Source organism: Sulfitobacter sp. SBS6, from assembly GCF_048285585.1.
Classification (GTDB): Bacteria; Pseudomonadota; Alphaproteobacteria; order Rhodobacterales; family Rhodobacteraceae; genus Sulfitobacter; species Sulfitobacter pontiacus.
On record NZ_JBLWBA010000005.1, the window covers coordinates 862,002 to 880,529 of the forward strand.

An 18,528-nucleotide genomic window follows, 5' to 3' on the forward strand; every position below is an offset into this window, starting at 1 on the left:
AAAACGAAACGTATTATTGAGGCAGAAGGTAGCCGCTTAGACACATAAAAGCCAAGGTTAAAGTGGAACGCCACATTCTTGCCTTATTTCAACAGTGCAACACGGCCACAGTTTCTACCACTGCGGGAAAGCGTTAATAATAGTTAACGTTGCCAGATAATTAACCACCTCATTTCACTCAGGAAAAATCCCCATGGGTACCACACCGCAAGCCCGTGCAAACGGTTGACAATATTGGGCTCCCCCCTGACCTTCGCGGCATGGATACCGCCCAGAACACCCCGCTATCACTGATCGAAGACCCCGACATGGGCATCACCCTCTCGGATGGGTGCCGGCTTTCCGCACGAGTCTGGCGGCCTGAAAATTCCGATACCGCGCCTGTGCCCGTGATTCTGGAATACCTCCCCTACCGCAAACGCGACGGCACCACCGCACGGGATGCGCTGACCCACCCTTGGTTTGCCGAACGCGGATATGCCTGCGTGCGGGTCGATATGCGCGGCAATGGCGACAGCTATGGCGTGATGGAGGATGAATACACCCCTCAGGAACAGGCCGACTGCATAGAGGTGATCAACTGGCTTGCCGCGCAACCGTGGTGCAGCGGGACGGTGGGCATGATGGGCATCAGCTGGGGCGGCTTTAACGGGCTGCAGGTCGCAGCCCATGCGCCAGAGCCGCTGAAGGCGGTGATTACGCTATGTTCCACCGTCGACCGCTTTGCCGATGACATCCACTATAAGGGCGGGTGCCTGTTGAACGAGAACCTTGGCTGGGGGGCGACGATGTGGGCCTATTCCAGCCGCGCGCCCGACCCTGCCCTGCGCCCTGACTGGCGCGAAATGTGGCTGGAGCGGCTAGAGGCAGAACCGTTTCTCCCCGCGCTTTGGCTGCGCCACCAATCACGCGACGCCTATTGGAAGCAGGGGTCGGTGATCGAGGAGTATAGCGCGCTCAAGGCCAAAGTGCTGGCAATTGGCGGCTGGGGCGATTCCTACAAGAACGCGGTCCCTCAGCTGGTCGAGGCGTTGCCCGGTGCGAAGGGGATCGTTGGGCCTTGGGTGCATAAATACCCGCATTTCGCCATCCCCGAACCCCGTATCGGCTTTCTGCAAGAGGCGCTGCGCTGGTGGGATAGGTGTCTCAAGGGGATCGACACGGGCGTCGAGGAAGACCCCGATTATCGCGCGTATCTGATGGACGGCATGCGCCCCGCCACGTGGACACATGAACGCCCCGGCCGCTGGATCACCGAACCCACAGGCGCGACATCGCATCTGCCCGTCAAAACGTTGCATCTAACGGATGAGGGCCTGCAAGACACCGCTGCCCCGCTGGACCGCAGCGTCGCCTCCCCCGCGCATTGCGGGGCGGATGGCGGGGAATATTGTGCGATCTGGCTTGGCCCCGAAATGCCCGGCGACCAAAGGCAAGATGATGCGCTGTCGGTCTGCTTTGACAGCGGGCCCCTGGCGCAGCAGATGGATATCCTTGGCGCGCCGCGTCTGCGCCTGCGTCTGGCCTGCGACAAACCACAGGGCCAGATCGCGGTGCGGTTGAACCATATCCACCCTGATGGGGCCTCGGCGCGGATCACCTATGGCGTGCTGAACCTGTCCCATCGCGACAGCGCCGAACATCCGCAGGCGATGGCGCCCGGTGCCATGACCGACATCACGCTGGACCTTGACCACATCGCCTATCGCATCCCCAAGGGGCACCGGCTGCGGGTGTCGATCTCTACCGCCTATTGGCCCCTGCTCTGGCCTGCGCCCGAAGCGGCAGAGGTCACGCTGTCGTCAGGCCAGATCGACCTGCCGCAGCGCCCGACCAGCGGCGGGGACGAATACAGCTTTACCCCGCCCACCTCTGCCGCCCCGTGGGAGACAGAGACACTGCGCCCCGAAAACCACATCCGCCGCCAAGAGATCGACCGCGTCACCGGCATCGTCTCTTTGATCATCGAGGATGACTTCGGCAAGCTGCGCGATGCCGATCACGGGCTGATCGCGGGCTCTGTCGCGCGGGAGGTGTGGCGCATTCACCCCGACGATCCGCTGTCCGCAAAAGGCACCTGTCACTGGACCGAAGAGCTGGAGCGGGACGACATCATCCTGCGCACAGAAACCCGGTCGCAGATGTGGTCGGACGCGACCCATTTTCATCTGACGGCCCGTCTTGAAGCGTACGAAAACGACAAACTGATCTATGAACGCGACGTGACGGAAGACATTAAGCGACACTTTATGTAACAAACTCGTCACATGGCCGCCGGTATTACCACTTGCGACACGGGCCGAAATGCTTAACGTTGTGCCACCAGTCAATAAAAAAACCTGCGCACCAATGCGTGGAAGTATCACCTAAAACAGGGAGTTCTCATCATGGATGATCAACTGAAACATATGACCGGCCAAGTGGCCAAGGGCACTATGACACGCCGCGAATTCGTCGGGCGTGCCGCTGCTTTGGGCGTGACAGCCGCCGTCGCCAACTCGATGCTGGCGAACCACGCGCAGGCCGCAGCCCACGAAGCACCGATTCGCGGTGGCACACTGAAAATCGGGTCGTCGGGCGGTGAATCCACCAACACGCTCGATCCTGCGCTGACCGCCTCCGAAGTGCCGCTGAACAACCTGCGCCACCTGTACGAAAGCCTTGTAGAGGTCGATCCCAACGGGGAAATCGAAAACCGCATGGCCGAAAGCTACGAGGCCTCGGCCGATGCGAAAACCTGGGCGTTCAAGATCCGCAAGGGCATCCAGTTCCACAACGGCAAGGAAATGACACCCGAAGACGTGCTGAAAACCATGCAGCGCCATTCGGATGAAAACAGCCAATCCGGTGCCTTGGGCATCATGCGCGGCATCGAGAACATGAAGGTCGATGGCGACAACTTCATCGTTGAACTGGGCGTCGGCAACGCTGACCTTCCCTACCTGCTGGCCGACTACCACCTGATGATCCAGCCCGATGGCGGCATGGACAACCCCGGCGCGGGCATCGGCACCGGCCCTTACACACTGGAAGTCGACGAGCCCGGCGTGCGCCACGGCTTCAAGCGCAACGAAAACTACTGGGACGCCGACAACCGCGGCCACACCGATTATAACGAAGTGCTGGTGCTGAACGATGCCACCGCGCGGACCGCGGCGCTGCAGTCGGGTCAGGTCAACATGATCAACCGCGTTGATCCCAAGGTTGCCGCCCTGCTGGACCGCGCGCCCAACCTGACGGTGAAATCCGTTGCCGGTCGGGGCCACTATGTGTTTATCGCTCATGTCGACACCGCACCGTTCGACAACAATGACCTGCGTCTGGCGCTGAAATATGCGATCAACCGCGAGGAAATGGTCGACAAGATCTTGCGCGGCTACGGCACCATCGGGAACGACATGCCGATCAACGGCTCTTATCCGCTGTTCGATGAATCGATCCCGCAGCGCGAACATTCCATCGAGAAGGCGAAAGAGCATTACGCCGCCTCCGGTCACGATGGCAGCCCGATCATCCTGCGCGTTGCAGACGGTGCCTTCCCCGGTGCGGTCGATGCGGCATCGCTGTTCCAAGAATCCGCCAAAGCCGCCGGTATCCCGCTTGAGATCAAACGCGAGCCGAACGATGGCTACTGGTCCGAGGTCTGGAACAAACAGCCGTTCTGCGCCTCTTACTGGGGTGGCCGTCCGGTGCAGGACCAGATGTATTCGACCGCCTATCTGTCGACCGCGGACTGGAACGACACCCGCTGGAAACGCCCCGAGTTCGACGAGATGCTGCTGTCGGCCCGCGCCGAACTGGACGAGGCCAAGCGCAAAGAGACCTACTCCAAGATGGGTCAGATGATCCGCGACGAAGGCGGGTTGATCCTGCCGATGTTCAACGACTTTGTGGATGGTGTCGCCAACAATGTCGGCGGCTGGGTCGAAGATCCCAACGCGGAACTGTCCAACAACAAAGCCGGGATCAAATGCTGGGTCAAAGACGCATAAGGTAAACCCAGCTTATGCATCCCATCGTCAAACTGATCGCCCAACGCTTAGCGTTGGGCCTTCTTCTCCTTTTTGCCGCGTCGATCCTGATCTTCGTAGGCACTTCGATTTTGCCCGGCGACGTGGCACAATCCATCCTAGGTCAATCCGCCACGCCCGAAGCGCTTGCGAACCTGCGCCGAGAGCTTGGCATGAACGATCCCGCCATGACCCGCTATTTCGCCTGGCTGGGCGGCGTGCTTCAAGGAGACTTGGGCACCGCGCTGACCAATGGCCGCGACATCGCAGAAAGCCTTGGCGGGCGTCTGAAGAACACGCTTTTCCTCGCCTTCTGGGCTGCTGCAATCTCTGTGCCGCTGGCGATCTTTCTGGGTCTGCTGGCTGTGCGCTACAAAGACCGCTGGCCCGACAAGCTGATTTCGGCCGTCACGCTGACCACGATCTCTATCCCGGAATTCATGATCGGCTATGTGCTGATCTATTGGGTGGCGATCAAATGGCGGCTGTTTCCATCGGTGGCGATCATCAACGACAGCATGAGCCTCGGGGCCAAGCTGAACGCGATTGCCATTCCGGTGATGGTGCTGACGCTGGTCGTATTGGCGCATATGATGCGCATGACCCGCGCCGCGATCCTGAATGTGATGCAATCGGCCTATATCGAAACAGCCGAGCTTAAGGGCTTGGGCATGTTGAAGATTATCCGCAAGCACGCCTTCCCCAACGCCATCGCCCCGATCGTCAATGTGGTGATGCTGAACCTCGCCTATCTGGTCGTCGGCGTCGTGGTGGTAGAGGTCGTCTTTGCCTATCCCGGCATGGGGCAATATCTGGTCGATCACGTCAGCAAACGCGACGTGCCCGTGGTGCAAGCCTGCGGTCTGATCTTTGCGGCCGTCTATATCGGGTTGAACCTTGTGGCCGACATCGTGTCGATCCTTGCCAACCCGCGCCTGAGGCATCCCAAATGAGCGCCGCGCACCTCCCCCCGAGGCAATGCGCGACGCACGGGGCCGCAGTTCAGCTTCGCATCAACGCGACCCCCTGCCGCATGCCCGTATCGCCACCTGACGTTGACCCATTCATTTGTTTGGGAGCGAACCCATGAAAAACATTCCAATCTCCGCCATGATCGGCCTGTTCTTTACCAGCGTCTATTTCATCATGGCCGTCTTTGCCCCTTGGCTCGCCCCCTATGGCATGGCTGAAATCGTCGGCGACGTGTGGGAGCCTTCATCGTCGGAGTTCCTGCTGGGCACCGACAGCATCGGGCGCGATCTGCTATCGCGCATGATCTACGGTGGGCGCACCACAATCTTTATCGCCACCGCAGCCACCATCCTCAGCTTTACGCTGGGGTCCATTCTGGGCTTCTTCGCAGCCGTCTCGGGCGGTTGGGTCGACCAAGCCATTTCGCGCTTTGTCGATCTGATCATGTCGATCCCGTCGCTGATCTTTGCGCTTGTCGTGCTGTCGGTGATGCCGACCACTGTGCCGATCCTGATTATCCTGATGGGTCTGCTGGACAGCACCCGTGTCTACCGTCTGGCGCGCGCTGTGGCCGTGGACATCACCGTGATGGACTATGTCGAGGCCGCCCGTCTGCGCGGTGAGAAGATCGGCTGGATCATTTTCCGTGAAACCCTGCCGAACGCGCTGTCGCCGCTGATCGCCGAGATGGGCCTGCGGTTTATCTTTGCGGTGCTCTTTGTGTCGACGCTGTCGTTTTTGGGTCTGGGCGTACAGCCCCCTCAAGCCGACTGGGGCGGCATCGTGAAAGAGAACAAGGAAGGCATCAACTATGGTATTCAGGCGGCGCTCTATCCGGCCTATGCCATCGCCACGCTTTGCATCTCTATCAACCTTGTTGCGGACTGGATTTTGAACCGCACCACATCGCTGAAAGGGGGCCGCGGATGACCGAGCCACTTCTCAAGGTACGCGGCCTGAAAATCGGCGCGACCGCCTATCCGCCCGGCGAAAAGCCGATTGATATCAATATCGTGCACGGCGTCGACTTTGATCTGCAACCCGGCAAGGTACTGGGGCTGATCGGGGAATCCGGCGCGGGCAAATCCACCATCGGGCTGGCCGCGATGGCCTATGGCCGCGGCGGGGTAGAGATCACCGGCGGCGAGGTTTGGGTCAACGGGCGCGACATCCTCAAGGAGCGTCTGCGCGCCGTGCGCCGCCTGCGCGGGGCCGAGGTCACTTATGTCTCGCAATCCGCGGCGGCGTCTTTCAACCCCGCGAAAAAAATCATGGATCAGGTGACCGAAGCCGCGATCTATCAGAACAAGTTCACCAAGGCCGAGGCCGAGGAACGCGCGGTTGATCTGTTCCGCAAGCTTGGTCTGCCGGACCCTGAAACCATCGGCAACCGCTACCCGCACCAGGTGTCTGGCGGGCAGTTGCAACGCTGCATGACCGCGCTGGCACTGTGTCCGCAACCCGATCTGGTGGTCTTTGACGAACCCACCACCGCACTGGATGTGACCACGCAGATCGACGTGCTGGCCGCCATCAAAGAAGCCATCGCCGCCACCGGCGTTGCCGCGCTCTATATCACCCATGACCTCGCGGTTGTGGCACAGGTCAGCGATCATATTATGGTGCTGCAACAAGGGGATATGGTCGAATACGGCACCGTTGACCAGATCATCAACGCGCCCAAGGAAGACTACACCAAGGCGCTGGTTTCAGTCCGGTCGATCCGCCACGAGGAAAAGACACCGACAGATACCCCTGTTCTGCGGGTCGAAAACGTCACCGCCCGCTATGCCGGCACGGATTTTGATGTGCTCAAGAAGATCAACGTCGATATTCACCCGGGCCAGACATTGGCTGTCGTGGGGGAATCCGGCTCGGGCAAATCCACGCTGGCCCGCGTGATCACCGGCCTGCTGCCCCCAAGCGACGGGACGATCACCTTTGACAGGCGCGAGCTTGCCCCCGCCCTGGCGCAACGCCCTATCGAAGACCTGCGCGAGATGCAGATGATCTACCAGATGGCCGATACCGCGATGAACCCGCGCCAGACCGTGGGCACCATCATCGGCCGCCCGCTGGAGTTTTATTTCGGGCTGAAAGGCAAGGCAAAGCAGAAGCGTATTCAGGAACTGCTGGACGAGATCGAATTGGGCGACGGGTTTCAGGACCGCTATCCGGCAGAGCTGTCGGGCGGGCAGAAACAACGTGTCTGCATCGCCCGTGCGCTGGCCGCCAAGCCCAAGCTGATCATCTGCGACGAGGTGACAAGCGCGCTTGACCCGCTGGTGGCAGATGGCATCCTCAAGCTGCTTTTGAACCTGCAAAAGATCGAGGATGTCGCCTATCTGTTCATCACCCACGATCTGGCGACGGTAAAAGCCATCGCAGACAGTATCGCTGTGATGTATCGGGGCGAAGTGGTGCGGTATGGCACCAAAAGTCAGGTGCTGTCACCGCCCTTTGACGATTATACCGACCTGCTGCTGAGCTCTGTCCCCGAGATGAAAATCGGCTGGCTGGAAGAAACCATCGCACATCGCAAAATGGAAAGCGCTGGCAATTAAGCCTGTGGGCAACGAGGCGGATTGCATCGGACAAATACAAGCGCTGTGGCCGGCCGAAAAGGTATCGACATGAAGAACAAGCTGCTTTTGATCATCCTCGACGGTGTGCCCTACCGCAATTTCCGTCGGCTGTTCGGCAATCTGGAAGGCTGGGTCGATAGTGGCGAGGCGCGGGTCTGGACCCAGCGTGCGGTGCTCCCGTCAATCTCTGCCTCCTGCTATGCCTCGATCCACACGGGTGTGGCACCGGCTGAACATGGCTGTACCGGCAACGGCAATGTGTTCCGGCTAAAGCACAAGGACGTCTTCGCCCAGACCCGTGCGGGGGGCGGTGTGACAGGGGCCGTGGCCCATTCTTTCTGGTCGCAATTCTTCAATCGCCACCCCTTCGACTATGTGCGCGATGTGGAATACGACGAACCCGATAGCGACACGATCAACCACGGCCGGTTTCACACGATGACCGGCTACGGGCTGGTGAACCAGATGACCCCTTCGGATGTGGATCTGTTTGGCTCCCTCACCAATCTGGCGCTGCGGTTCGGGCTGAACTACGGAATGCTGCACACCTGCACGCTGGACAGCATGGGGCATCGCTTTTTCCACGACTGTCAGGAAATGGACCACGCCTGCGCCGTCATGGACGAGATGCTGGCCCCCTTCATCCCGAAATGGCGCGCCTTGGGGTATGAGGTGATCGTCACAGCAGATCACGGGCAGGACGAACGCGGGCACCACGGCGGACGCAGTGCCTTACAGCAGGAAACCGCGCTGTATTACTTTGGCGATGCCGAAGGGCCGTCCGAAGATACGGTGATCGACCAGCTGCAGCTCGCGCCGACGATCCTTGGCCGTCTGGGTGCGCCGGTTGCTGATACCATGAAGGCGCAGTCTTTCCTGAAATAATGCCGTTTCTTAGGCCGTGCTAATGGCAGGCCACTGCCCTGCCCCGACAGCGCCGATCGCCGCTGTCACCTGATCAAAGAATGCCGCCGCCTTGCGTGACATCACCCGCGCGCGCAGACAGCCGTGGACAAGGCCCGCTGCCTCGTGCCAATGGGCCTGCCCGCCTGCCCCGTTGATCGCGGCGGCATAGGCTTCCCCGTCGCTCGACAGCGGGTCACAGGCGACCGTGAGGATCACCGTAGGCGGCAGGTCGGTAAAGTCGGTATCGTGCAGCGGGGCGTAGCGTGGATCGTCCACAGGCGGTGCCCCACCGGATCGCACCTGCTGGTAAAACTCCATATCCGCAACCGTCAGCTGCGGCGCGTTGGCGTGGGTGATATAGCTGCCCTTGCTGCGATCTCCGCCCAGTCCGGGATAGATCAGAACCTGACCCGCTATGCGCCCGTCATGAGATCCTCGCGCGGTATGGGCGACGGCGGCAGCAAGATTGCCGCCCGCACTGTCCCCCGCCAATACAATCCCGCCGCCATATGCGGCTGCAATCGCTTGAAACGCAGCCCATGCGTCGTTGAAGCAAGCGGGAAAGACGACCTCGGGGGCGAGCGCGTAGTCGACAGAGATCACACGGCAGCCGGTCGCGGCGCAAATTTCGGCGCAAACATCATCGTGACTGTCGAGCCCGCCAACAACAAACCCGCCGCCGTGATAGTAGACGACCGTGATCGCGGATGTGTCGGCCTCGTAAACGCGACATGGGACGCCGCCGAAGGCCACGTCCCATGTGCGGACCCCATCAGGGTGGGGTTGGTGAAAAGCAGCGCACATCCGGTTATAGACAGCGCGCTGCTGGTCGATGGTGAGTGACACCGCGTCCGGTGGATAGAAACTGTCCGAGCGGTCCATATAGGCCCAGATTTCCTCATCCAGTAGAACGCGGTAGTCGGGTTGGATCACGCGGCCTCCCAACCGAAGGTAAAGACGTCCAGCGATGCGCCGACATCAGCCTCGCTTGCGCCATTCATGGCGATTTGCGCAACCAGACCGCGTTTCTTGTCATCGGTGACAGAGGCAACACGCGCGGGCAGACCGGCGGCTTCCAACGTCTCGTCATAGACGCGCGTGATCGCGTTTTTGCGCAGGTCGGGCTTAAAGATCTTGCCGACGGCGGTTTTGGGCAGCTCGCTCATGATGGTCATATGCTTGGGCTGCGCCGCGCGTTCCTGCACGTGCTCTTTGCAGAACTCCAGCAGTTCCGCTTCGGTGATCGACGCACCTGCGACCAGTTCGACAAAGGCGCAAGGCACTTCGCCCGCGTGGGCATCCGGCTGGCCGATGGCACCGGCAAAGGCGACCGCCTCGTGACCCAGAAGCGCCTCTTCGATCTCGGCGGGGTCGATGTTGTGACCGCCACGGATGATCAGGTCTTTGGCGCGGCCCGTAATCCAGAGGTATTTGTCGCTGTCGATACGGCCCAGATCCCCTGTGCGCAGGTGCGTGCCCTGATAGTAGAGATCCTTGTTCTTATCGGCTTCGGTATAGGTATTGCCCGCATAGACGCCGGGGTTCGAGATACAGATCTCTCCGATCTCGTCGACCTCTGCCTCGACCAGCCCGTCGCTGGTGCTTTTGACAATCTTCACATCCGTATAGGGGAAGGTGATGCCAATACTGCCTACCTTGCGCACGCCGTCCGTCGGGTTCGACGACACAAGGCAGGTCGCCTCTGTCAGGCCGTAGCCTTCGATCAGCGTGATGCCGGTGGCCTTTTCAAAGCGGCGGAACAGTTCCAGCGGCAAGGGTGCCGAGCCGGAGAAGGCGGTTTTCACGGTCGAGATATCAGCGTTGATCGGGCGCTGCATCTTGGCGGAAATCGCCGTAGGGACAGTGATGATGAAAGTGATTTTCCAGCGCTCGACCAGTTTCCAGAAATTGTCGAACACCCCGTCCCCGCGATAGCCCTGAGGCGTCGGGAAGACCACATGCGCACCGGATTTCACCGCGGCCATAAGGATCACGTGGCAGGCGAAAACGTGGAACAACGGCAGCGGACACATGATGTTGTCGTTTTCCGTATACAGCAGCGTATGCCCAAGCCAGCCGTTATAGACCATGCCGGAATACTTGTGCTGCGCCACTTTCGGCATGCCCGTTGTACCGCCGGTGTGGAAGTAGAAGGCGACGCGATCCTCTTGCGGATCGTCGAATGTTAGCTCGGCCGGTTGCTTGGCGATTTCGGAATTGAAATTCTTGTAGGTCGCCTGATTGGTGACCTTCAACTTTGGACGGATCAGCGGCACGATCCACGACTTTGGCGCGGTCAGATAGCGGCACAGGTCCACTTCGAGCACGGTCGTGACATTCGGTGCCAGCTTGACCGCCTCGGCGGTTTTCTCGGCCACATCCGTCTTGGGGAAAGGCCGCAGGGTCACAACGACCTTGGCATTGGTTTCACGCAGGATCGATCCGATCTGCTCTGCCTCGAGCAGCGGGTTGATGGGGTTTGCGATCCCTGCGACGGCACCGCCCAGAAGCGTGATGACCGTCTCGTTACAGTTTGGCAGGACATAGGCGACCACATCGGTCGGCCCCACACCCAGCGACCGAAACAGATTGGCCGCACGACCCACCTGCCCCCGCAGCTGCGACCAGCTTAGGGTTTCCGCGTGATCTTTCGGCCCAGAGAAAATCTGGTAGCTGATTGCGTCGTGGCTTGGAAACTTTCCGGCGGTTTCGCTCAACATGCTCCAAAGTGTTTTGGGCACGTCGCGGTCAGCCCACGGCATTTCTGCTTCGATTGCGTTACGGTCTTCTACACCGGCAAATGACATTATTTTCCTCCCTTAGTGGTGCGGTTTGCCCGCATCCCGTTATTCCCTGTTGTCAAAGATGATTGCTAATTTCAGCTTTCGCAAGCATTTGCAGGCGCTCAAACGCTGCGTTCAAGCCCACTGACCCAACGGAAGGCTCGAAAAAGAGCGGCAGACGCCGCCTGCCGCTCTCTTTTATGGGGTAAAAGCACGTGGCGCACCCCTTTTGTGTAGTGCGATTACTTGGCAGGAATACGCAGCATCTGACCGGGATAGATTTTATCGGGGTGGGTCAGCATGGGTTTATTCGCTTCAAAGATTTCTTCATAGCGCGCGCCATTGCCAAGGGTCTTGGCAGCGATAGCCCAAAGCGTGTCGCCCTTTTCAACGGTGTGGAAGGTGCCGTCCCCCTCGCCGCCGTCCATGTCTTCCTCAACCGCGGCAACGCCTTCGACGTTCCCCACGGCCAGAATGACCTTTTCTTTCATCTCTTGGCTCGCCGCCTTGCCCGAGACCTTGACCTTGTCGCCTTCGACAGAAATATCGAGCCCTTCAGCATCAAGCCCGAGGTCTTTCAATTCATCCTGAAGCGCGGCTCCGGTGACTTCGGTATCATCACCGCCGCCAAACACTTTCTTGCCGGCGTCTTTTACGAAACTCCACAAACCCATGTTGTTCTCCTTCTGGATCCATTCGGGTGTGATTGTTTCCATTTAACCGTAAAATTCACAAGGTTTTTTATACGTCCGCGAGACCATCGGTGAATTGCAGCCGCGCCAGGCGCGCATAGAGCCCCCCCTTGGTAACCAGCTCGTCATGGGTGCCCATATCGACGATCCGCCCTGCTTCCAGCACGACAATGCGGTCGGCCTTTTTCACCGTCGCCAGACGGTGCGCGACGATCAGGGTGGTGCGGTCCGCGCTCAACCGATCCACGGCGGCCTGCACGGCGCGTTCGCTTTCGGCATCCAAGGCGCTTGTGGCTTCGTCGAGCAGCAGCACCGGCGCGTCGCGCAGGATGGCGCGGGCGATAGCGATACGCTGCTTTTGCCCGCCCGACAGCATCACCCCGCGTTCGCCCAGATAGCTGTCGTAGCCGTCGGGCAATGCGCTGATGAACCCGTGGGCGGCGGCGGCCTCGGCCGCGGCGTCAATCTCGGCGTCTGTCGCGTCGGGGCGGCCAAAGCGGATGTTCTCGCGGGCAGAGGCGGCGAAGATCACCGGGTCTTGCGGCACCAAGGCGACCGACCGGCGGAAGGCCGCACGCGAGACATCGCGCAGATCGACCCCGTCAAGGGTGATCCGCCCGGAGGCAGGGTCATAGAACCGCAGAATCAACTGGATGATTGTGGTTTTGCCTGCACCCGAGGGCCCGACGAACGCGACCGTTTCACCGGGGTTGATCGACAGGTTGACCCCGTCCAGTGCCTGCACATCAGGTCGTGCAGGGTATCTGAAATGCACGTCTTCAAAGGCAATCCGACCGGCGACCGGGCTGGGCAAGGCGATGGCCGCAGCGGGGTCTTGCACGGTGTCTTCGGTCCGCAATAGCTCTACCAGACGTTCCGTGGCACCGGCGGCGCGTTGAAGTTCACCCCAGATCTCGGACAGCGCTGCGACCCCGCCTGCCACCATTACGGCATAGATCACGAATTGCACCAAGGCACCGGGGGTCATCTGGTCGGCACGCACATCCCGCGCGCCCATCCACAAAACGCCCACGACGCCGGCAAATACCAGAAAGATCACAATAATCGTCATCAGCGCGCGGGTCTTGATCCGACGCTGCGCCGCATCATAGGACGCTTCCGTCATCTGTGCGAATTGCGATTGGCTGGCGGCCTCGTTGGTAAAGGCCTGCACGGTCTGCACCGCGCCCAAACTCTCGGACGCATTGCCCGAGCTTGCCGCGATCCAGTCCTGATTTTCACGGCTCAGCACCCGCAAGCGCCGCCCCAGAACAAGGATCGGCACGATTACCGCCGGTACAATCAACAACACCATCGCCGTCAGCTTGGCCGAGGTGAACAGCATCAGCACCAACCCACCGGTCACGATCAGCATATTGCGCAGCGCGATGGACACGGACGACCCGATCACCGACAGGATCAGCGTGGTGTCCGTGGTGATCCGGCTCAGCACCTCGCCGGTCATCAGGTTCTCGTAGAACGCCGGGCTCATCGAGATCACGCGATCGAACACCGCCTTGCGGATATCGGCAACGACCCGTTCGCCAAAGCGCGTCACCAGCGCATAGCGCAGCCCCGTGCCCACAGCCAGAAGTGCGGCGATGATCAGGGCGGCGACGAAGTACTGGTCCAGCAGTTCGGCCTCGCCGGTGCCGAAGTTATCGATCACGCGGCGCACGGCCAGCGGCAGCGTCAAAGAGATCATCGCCGTGAGCACCAGCGCCAGAATGGCCGCGATCATCAGCCCGCGATAGGGCGCAAGAAACGGCAGCAGCGCGCGCAGGGCCCCCAACTCACGCGATTTTTCGCGTTCTTCGGTGCCGGGGCCGGGCGTCGGGGTACGTGCCATGAGATATCCTTTGGAGTGCTGCCGTGTCATCGCCCGCACATCGCGCGGGGTCAAGGGCTGCACCCCTAAGGCGCTTGCGACAAAAGCGCATTGATCCAGCGCAAACAGCGAAAATCAAAAGGATGTCGGGAAAGGAGTGGAGCGGGCGGCGGGAATCGAACCCGCGTCTTCTGCGTGGAAGGCAGAGGTCTTACCATTACACAACGCCCGCGCTACGGGAGGAGGGGTAAGTCATACGCTGCGGGTCGTCAAGGCCGTCTGCACGCGCGAAATGCAGCAAAGATCAAAATGCGCCATTTGCTGCCCTTTACCTGGCCCTGCCGATGGCGCAAATTCCGCGCTACCAAAGGTCAGAAGGAGACGACGATGCCCAACCCGCTTTACGACGCTTTATTCGGTCGCCACATCGGGCAAAACACGCCGTTCCTGATCCTGCCGGACGGGCGCACCATCACCCACGACCAATTCATCCGCTCTGCCGCGCGCTATGCCAATGCGTTTTCGGACAAGGGGCTGACAGCGGGCGACCGTGTCGCGGTGCAGGTCGGCAAATCGCCGGATGCGCTGGCGCTTTATGCCGCTTGCGTGCAGGCAGGGCTGGTGTTCTTACCGCTCAACCCCGGCTACACCGCGTCCGAGGTGGATTATTTCGTCGGCAACTCGGGCGCGCGGCTGCTGGTTTGCGATCCTGCCGATGTTCCCGAACTCACGCCGGTCGCTGCCGCCGCCGGTGCTGCGGTAGAGACGATGGACAACACCGGCCGCGGCACGCTGCGCGATCTGGCAGCCACCCTGCCCGACACATTCGATACCGTCGACCGAGCGGCCGAGGATCTGGCCGCCTTCCTCTATACCTCGGGCACCACAGGCCGATCAAAAGGCGCAATGCTGAGCCAGCGAAACCTGCTGAGCAACGCCGAAACGCTGGTTGATGTCTGGCAATTTACCAAGGCCGATGTGCTGCTGCATGCGCTGCCGATTTTCCACACACACGGGCTGTTCGTGGCGACCAATATCATGCTGCTTAGCGGTGGCGCGATGGTGTTCCTGCCCAAGCTCGACATCGATCAGTTGATCCGTTTCATGCCGCAGGCCACCGCGTTGATGGGCGTGCCGACCTTCTACACCCGTTTGCTGGGCTCTGATGACTTCACCGCCGGTTTGACGGCGCATATGCGTCTGTTCATCTCGGGCTCTGCCCCCTTGCTGGCCGAGACGCACAAGCAGTTCGAGGAACGCACAGGCCACCGTATTCTGGAACGCTACGGGATGACGGAAACCAATATGAACACCTCGAACCCCTATGACGGGCCGCGGCGCGGCGGTACCGTCGGCACACCCCTGCCGGGGGTCGAGCTCAAGATTTGCGACCCCGATACCGGCGAAACCCTACCACAGGGAGAGATCGGCGTCGTCGAGGTCCGCGGGCCGAATGTTTTCCAAGGCTATTGGCAGATGCCCGAAAAAACCGCCGCTGAACTGCGCGCGGACGGGTTCTTTATCACCGGCGATCTCGGGCTGATTGACGAAGACGGCTATGTGCAGATCGTCGGGCGCGGCAAGGATCTGATCATATCCGGCGGCTATAACATCTATCCCAAAGAGGTCGAACAGGTGCTGGACGATCAACCCGGCGTGCTGGAAAGCGCCGTGATCGGCGTGGCTCATGGGGATCTGGGCGAGGCACCGGTTGGTGTGCTGGTCGCCGATGGCAGCCGTGATCTGGACCTGGAGGCGCTGTCGCAGACCGTCGCGCAATCGCTGGCGCGGTTCAAATGTCCGCGCAAGCTGGTGGTGGTTGATGCCCTGCCCCGCAATACGATGGGCAAGGTGCAAAAGAACCTGCTGCGCGAAACCTATGCGGATCTGTTCAAGGGCTGACTACGGGTGCGGATCGCCCACACAGGGCGTGCCGCCTGCCACCCAGATCGCCAGTGCCTCCTGCATCTCGGGGATGCTACCGGGGGCCGCCGCGCGCCCTGCGCCGGGGTCAAAGCCCCATGCCACAAAGGCCGACGTTCGCAGGTGATCGGACAGGTCTTCGGGCGTAAAGGCACCGTTGCTGTCGGGGTCACGCAGTTGTGCGCATATCTCGGCGCTGGTCTTGCCTTTCCACGCCATCTCAATCGGGGGAAGCCGCCATGCGTCCGCAATCATCGGCGGCGCGTGCGGGACGTTGTTTTCCGACGCGGCGCTGATGTGACAGGTACGGCAGGGCATCGTCTCGGCCCCGATGCGGCTTTCATCGGCAAGGATGTTCATGCCGTGCACGGGCGCTTGGTCGCCAGCCTCCTCGTGGCCCAACCCCTCCCAGAGCGGCACGCCAGCGGGGCCCACGTGGCAATTGGTACAGCGCGGATGCGAAACGACCGTGTGGATATCATCCCACGCCGCCAGCGCCGCCGCGCGATCGGGTGCTTCTTGCGCAAAAGCACCGCCCGCGTAGGCCAGCGCGATGATCCCGCCGATGATCGCCCCGCGAAGGGAGATCATACAAAATCAATCGACTTGGACAGCGGCAGTTCGCGGATACGCTGCCCCGTCGCGGCAAAGATCGCATTGACCAAAGCAGGTGCTGCGGGGGGGACGGCGGGTTCACCGATGCCCCTGATCTTGTCGCCATTCTCAAGCCCGCGCACCATGATCAAAGGCGTCTGGTGCAGGCGCATCCCTTCGTAGGCGTGGTAGTTATCCTGCTCTGCCACGCCGTCGCGGTAGGTCAGCTCGCAGTTCATCGCGTGGCCCAAGCCAAAGATCACACCGCCTTGCAGCTGCGCCTCAAAGTTCACGGGGTCCAGCACGCGGCCCACATCGGCGGCGACGAACACCTTGTCGATACGGATGCCGTCGGGGGTGTTGGTGACCTCGACCACCTCGGCCACGGGCACGCCGAAGGCTAGCGTAAAGGCCAGCCCCCGCCCCCGGTTCGGCCCCAGATCGCTGCCCCACTCAGACATCTCGCCCACGGCCTCCAGCACCTTGCGCGATGCGTCGTGCCAACACAGGCGCAGCCGCTCTTGCAACGGGTCTGCACCCGCGGCGTGGCACATCTCGTCCATGAAGCTTTCGTGCATGAACCCGTTGCCCGATGCCCCGACCGACCGCCAAGAGCTGATGGGCACCATCGCTGGCGTGCGGTAGCCGGTGACGCGGTAGTTGGGGATCTGGAACGGCTGGTCCCAGGCCCCCGCGACAATCGCCACATCAGGGCCGAAGGCGGGCTGGTTCAACCTTGCGAGCGACGATTCAGCGACCGAGGGGGCCGCGATCGACAGATCAAACGTCGCGATACCGGCATCCGCCACAGCACCGCGCCCGCGCGCAATGGCCAGCGGGCGGGGGAAATCATGGGTGAAGTCTTCCTCGCGCTGCCAGATCATCTTGATCGGCGTGTCAGGCATCTGCATCGCGATCTCGACCGCTTGGGCGATATAATCATCCTCAAGGCGCCGGCCAAAGCTGCCACCGGACATCAGCACATGCACGTGGATGTCATCCCCGTCCAACCCTGTCAGCCGCGCCATATTCGCCTTGACGAAACGGGGGATTTGCGTGCCGGTCCAGATATCCAGCCGCCTCTCGGTCAGCTTGACCACGACGCTCATCGGTTCCATCGGGGCATGGGCCAGATAGGGGATGCGGTATTCCGCCTCGACCACCGAGGCATCTTGCAACGCCTCTTCTACATCGCCTTCGTCCTTGAACCGGCTGTCGCGGTGATCCTCGGTGAAAGAGGCCGCCACAGCGGCAAACTGATCGGCGCTGTCACCGATATAGGGCGACGGGCCCCAGTCACATTCAACCGCCTGCGCCGCCTGAAACGCGCGCCATGTGTTATCCGCCACCACAGCGATGCCGCCGGTGATAGGCAAGACCGCGCTGACCCCGCGCATCTGGCGTGCGGCCTCGGCGTCAAAACCGTTCAGCCCGCCGCCAATCGCAGGATTGGTGCGGGTCGTGGCGATCACCATACCGTCCATCTGCATGTCGATGCCGTAGATCTGCCGACCGGTGGATTTCGCCACGATGTCGGTCCGCTTCTGCGGCTTGGTCAGATAGCGCCATTCCGACGGATCACGCAGGGTGACATCCTGTACCGGCTCGATCTCGGCGGCGATGCTGGCAAGGTCGATGTATTCGATCTTCAACCCATCGGGCAGCACGATGCAGCCGTTCTCTGTCCCCAGTTGGTCCCGCGGCAGGCCGGTCTGCTTCATCGCGGCCTTGATCAGCGTCTCGCGTGCGACGGCACCGGCCATGCGCAGGCGATCATACATATCAGGCACGGTGGACGAGCCGCCGGTGATATGCAGCCCCATCAGCTTGCCCATGACATCGACCGCACCGCGCCCGCCGCGTGCCAGCATCGTGTCAGAGGTCGCGGCAATCGGCAGCGCCTCTGCCCCGACAACGCCGTTGTAGTAAATCGCATCCGCCGGACCGGGCGACAGCTTGGCGCTGCGTGGGTCAATGTCGAGCTCTTCGGCGATCATATGCGCCTGCATCGACCACGCGCCCTGCCCCACATCCGCGCGCGGCGTGATCAGCGTGATCCCTTGGGCGTCTATTTTAACGTAGGGGGTGATCGCGGTTTCGCCGGGTTTCAACCCGTCGAGCAGCGGGTTCTCCCCCTCGCGTTTGTAAAGATAGGTGCCAAAGACGACGCCGCCTGCGACAGCGGCAGAGCCGATCAGGAAGCTGCGGCGGGCAATTGTTTTCACACGTCCCATA

Annotated in this window: 13 protein-coding genes and 1 tRNA gene; 7 read left to right on the forward strand and 7 right to left on the reverse strand. The window is 61.2% G+C overall.

Translation table 11 applies throughout. From position 1 onward, the window contains the following. Positions 1–260 precede the first annotated feature (260 nt). The 6 genes from ACNQ62_RS07625 to ACNQ62_RS07650 all read left to right on the forward strand — a co-directional run bounded on the left by ACNQ62_RS07625 (position 261) and on the right by ACNQ62_RS07650 (position 8,452). Positions 261–2,255: a CocE/NonD family hydrolase gene (locus ACNQ62_RS07625; RefSeq protein WP_418094546.1), complete on the forward strand. Its 1,995-nt coding sequence runs from the start codon at positions 261–263 to the stop codon at positions 2,253–2,255. Between the two features lie 132 nt (positions 2,256–2,387). After that, positions 2,388–3,992 (forward strand): ABC transporter substrate-binding protein, encoded by a 1,605-nt coding sequence (locus ACNQ62_RS07630; protein ID WP_243251565.1) that lies wholly within the window; start codon positions 2,388–2,390, stop codon positions 3,990–3,992. A 14-nt stretch (positions 3,993–4,006) separates the two neighbouring features. Then, on the forward strand, positions 4,007–4,963 hold the full coding sequence (locus ACNQ62_RS07635; protein ID WP_005852247.1) for an ABC transporter permease: 957 nt from the start codon (positions 4,007–4,009) through the stop codon (positions 4,961–4,963). Positions 4,964–5,096: 133 nt separating this feature from the next. Continuing rightward, entirely contained in the window at positions 5,097–5,912 is an 816-nt protein-coding gene (locus ACNQ62_RS07640; RefSeq protein ID WP_009826461.1) for an ABC transporter permease, read from the forward strand. After that, a complete protein-coding gene (locus tag ACNQ62_RS07645; RefSeq protein ID WP_418094547.1) occupies positions 5,909–7,546 on the forward strand; it encodes an ABC transporter ATP-binding protein in 1,638 nt (545 codons plus the stop codon). The genes ACNQ62_RS07640 and ACNQ62_RS07645 overlap by 4 nt, the downstream gene beginning before the upstream one ends. Positions 7,547–7,615: 69 nt before the next feature. Continuing rightward, on the forward strand, positions 7,616–8,452 hold the full coding sequence (locus ACNQ62_RS07650) for an alkaline phosphatase family protein (RefSeq protein ID WP_418094548.1): 837 nt from the start codon (positions 7,616–7,618) through the stop codon (positions 8,450–8,452). Positions 8,453–8,461: 9 nt separating this feature from the next. On the opposite strand, the gene ACNQ62_RS07655 is transcribed toward ACNQ62_RS07650, so the two are convergent. The 5 genes from ACNQ62_RS07655 to ACNQ62_RS07675 all read right to left on the reverse strand — a co-directional run bounded on the left by ACNQ62_RS07655 (position 8,462) and on the right by ACNQ62_RS07675 (position 14,008). Beyond that, a complete protein-coding gene (locus ACNQ62_RS07655; RefSeq protein ID WP_418094549.1) occupies positions 8,462–9,406 on the reverse strand; it encodes an alpha/beta hydrolase in 945 nt (314 codons plus the stop codon). Next, positions 9,403–11,280, reverse strand: coding sequence for an acyl-CoA synthetase (locus ACNQ62_RS07660; protein WP_009826457.1), 1,878 nt, complete (start codon positions 11,278–11,280; stop codon positions 9,403–9,405). The genes ACNQ62_RS07655 and ACNQ62_RS07660 overlap by 4 nt, the downstream gene beginning before the upstream one ends. A gap of 218 nt (positions 11,281–11,498) precedes the next feature. Further along, a complete protein-coding gene (lysM, locus tag ACNQ62_RS07665; RefSeq protein WP_037943733.1) occupies positions 11,499–11,930 on the reverse strand; it encodes a peptidoglycan-binding protein LysM in 432 nt (143 codons plus the stop codon). Between the two features lie 67 nt (positions 11,931–11,997). Next, the gene (locus tag ACNQ62_RS07670; RefSeq protein WP_064217385.1) at positions 11,998–13,797 is read right to left on the reverse strand and encodes an ABC transporter transmembrane domain-containing protein; all 1,800 of its coding nucleotides are present in this window, start codon (positions 13,795–13,797) and stop codon (positions 11,998–12,000) included. 137 nt (positions 13,798–13,934) lie between these two features. Further along, positions 13,935–14,008: transfer RNA gene (locus tag ACNQ62_RS07675), tRNA-Gly, on the reverse strand. 155 nt (positions 14,009–14,163) lie between these two features. On the opposite strand from ACNQ62_RS07675, the gene ACNQ62_RS07680 reads away from it, so the two are divergent. Beyond that, entirely contained in the window at positions 14,164–15,678 is a 1,515-nt protein-coding gene (locus tag ACNQ62_RS07680; RefSeq protein WP_286759420.1) for a malonate--CoA ligase, read from the forward strand. Here the strand turns inward: ACNQ62_RS07680 and ACNQ62_RS07685 are convergent, their stop codons facing one another. Both ACNQ62_RS07685 and ACNQ62_RS07690 read right to left on the reverse strand, forming a co-directional pair. After that, positions 15,679–16,290: a hypothetical protein gene (locus ACNQ62_RS07685; RefSeq protein WP_353628290.1), complete on the reverse strand. Its 612-nt coding sequence runs from the start codon at positions 16,288–16,290 to the stop codon at positions 15,679–15,681. Further along, the gene (locus ACNQ62_RS07690) at positions 16,287–18,527 is read right to left on the reverse strand and encodes a xanthine dehydrogenase family protein molybdopterin-binding subunit (protein ID WP_353628289.1); all 2,241 of its coding nucleotides are present in this window, start codon (positions 18,525–18,527) and stop codon (positions 16,287–16,289) included. The genes ACNQ62_RS07685 and ACNQ62_RS07690 overlap by 4 nt, the downstream gene beginning before the upstream one ends. Position 18,528: the final 1 nt, after the last annotated feature.

What these genes read in the sequence shown, in the direction of transcription:
- lysM (WP_037943733.1), bottom strand. Translation starts at nt 11,930, where the DNA reads ATGGGTTTGTGGAGTTTCGTAAAAGACGCCGGCAAGAAAGTGTTTGGC.
- ACNQ62_RS07625 (WP_418094546.1), top strand. Translation starts at nt 261, where the DNA reads ATGGATACCGCCCAGAACACCCCGCTATCACTGATCGAAGACCCCGAC.
- ACNQ62_RS07670 (WP_064217385.1), bottom strand. Translation starts at nt 13,797, where the DNA reads ATGGCACGTACCCCGACGCCCGGCCCCGGCACCGAAGAACGCGAAAAA.
- ACNQ62_RS07650 (WP_418094548.1), top strand. Translation starts at nt 7,616, where the DNA reads ATGAAGAACAAGCTGCTTTTGATCATCCTCGACGGTGTGCCCTACCGC.
- ACNQ62_RS07630 (WP_243251565.1), top strand. Translation starts at nt 2,388, where the DNA reads ATGGATGATCAACTGAAACATATGACCGGCCAAGTGGCCAAGGGCACT.
- ACNQ62_RS07635 (WP_005852247.1), top strand. Translation starts at nt 4,007, where the DNA reads ATGCATCCCATCGTCAAACTGATCGCCCAACGCTTAGCGTTGGGCCTT.
- ACNQ62_RS07660 (WP_009826457.1), bottom strand. Translation starts at nt 11,280, where the DNA reads ATGTCATTTGCCGGTGTAGAAGACCGTAACGCAATCGAAGCAGAAATG.
- ACNQ62_RS07690 (WP_353628289.1), bottom strand. Translation starts at nt 18,527, where the DNA reads ATGGGACGTGTGAAAACAATTGCCCGCCGCAGCTTCCTGATCGGCTCT.
- ACNQ62_RS07640 (WP_009826461.1), top strand. Translation starts at nt 5,097, where the DNA reads ATGAAAAACATTCCAATCTCCGCCATGATCGGCCTGTTCTTTACCAGC.
- ACNQ62_RS07645 (WP_418094547.1), top strand. Translation starts at nt 5,909, where the DNA reads ATGACCGAGCCACTTCTCAAGGTACGCGGCCTGAAAATCGGCGCGACC.
- ACNQ62_RS07680 (WP_286759420.1), top strand. Translation starts at nt 14,164, where the DNA reads ATGCCCAACCCGCTTTACGACGCTTTATTCGGTCGCCACATCGGGCAA.
- ACNQ62_RS07685 (WP_353628290.1), bottom strand. Translation starts at nt 16,290, where the DNA reads ATGATCTCCCTTCGCGGGGCGATCATCGGCGGGATCATCGCGCTGGCC.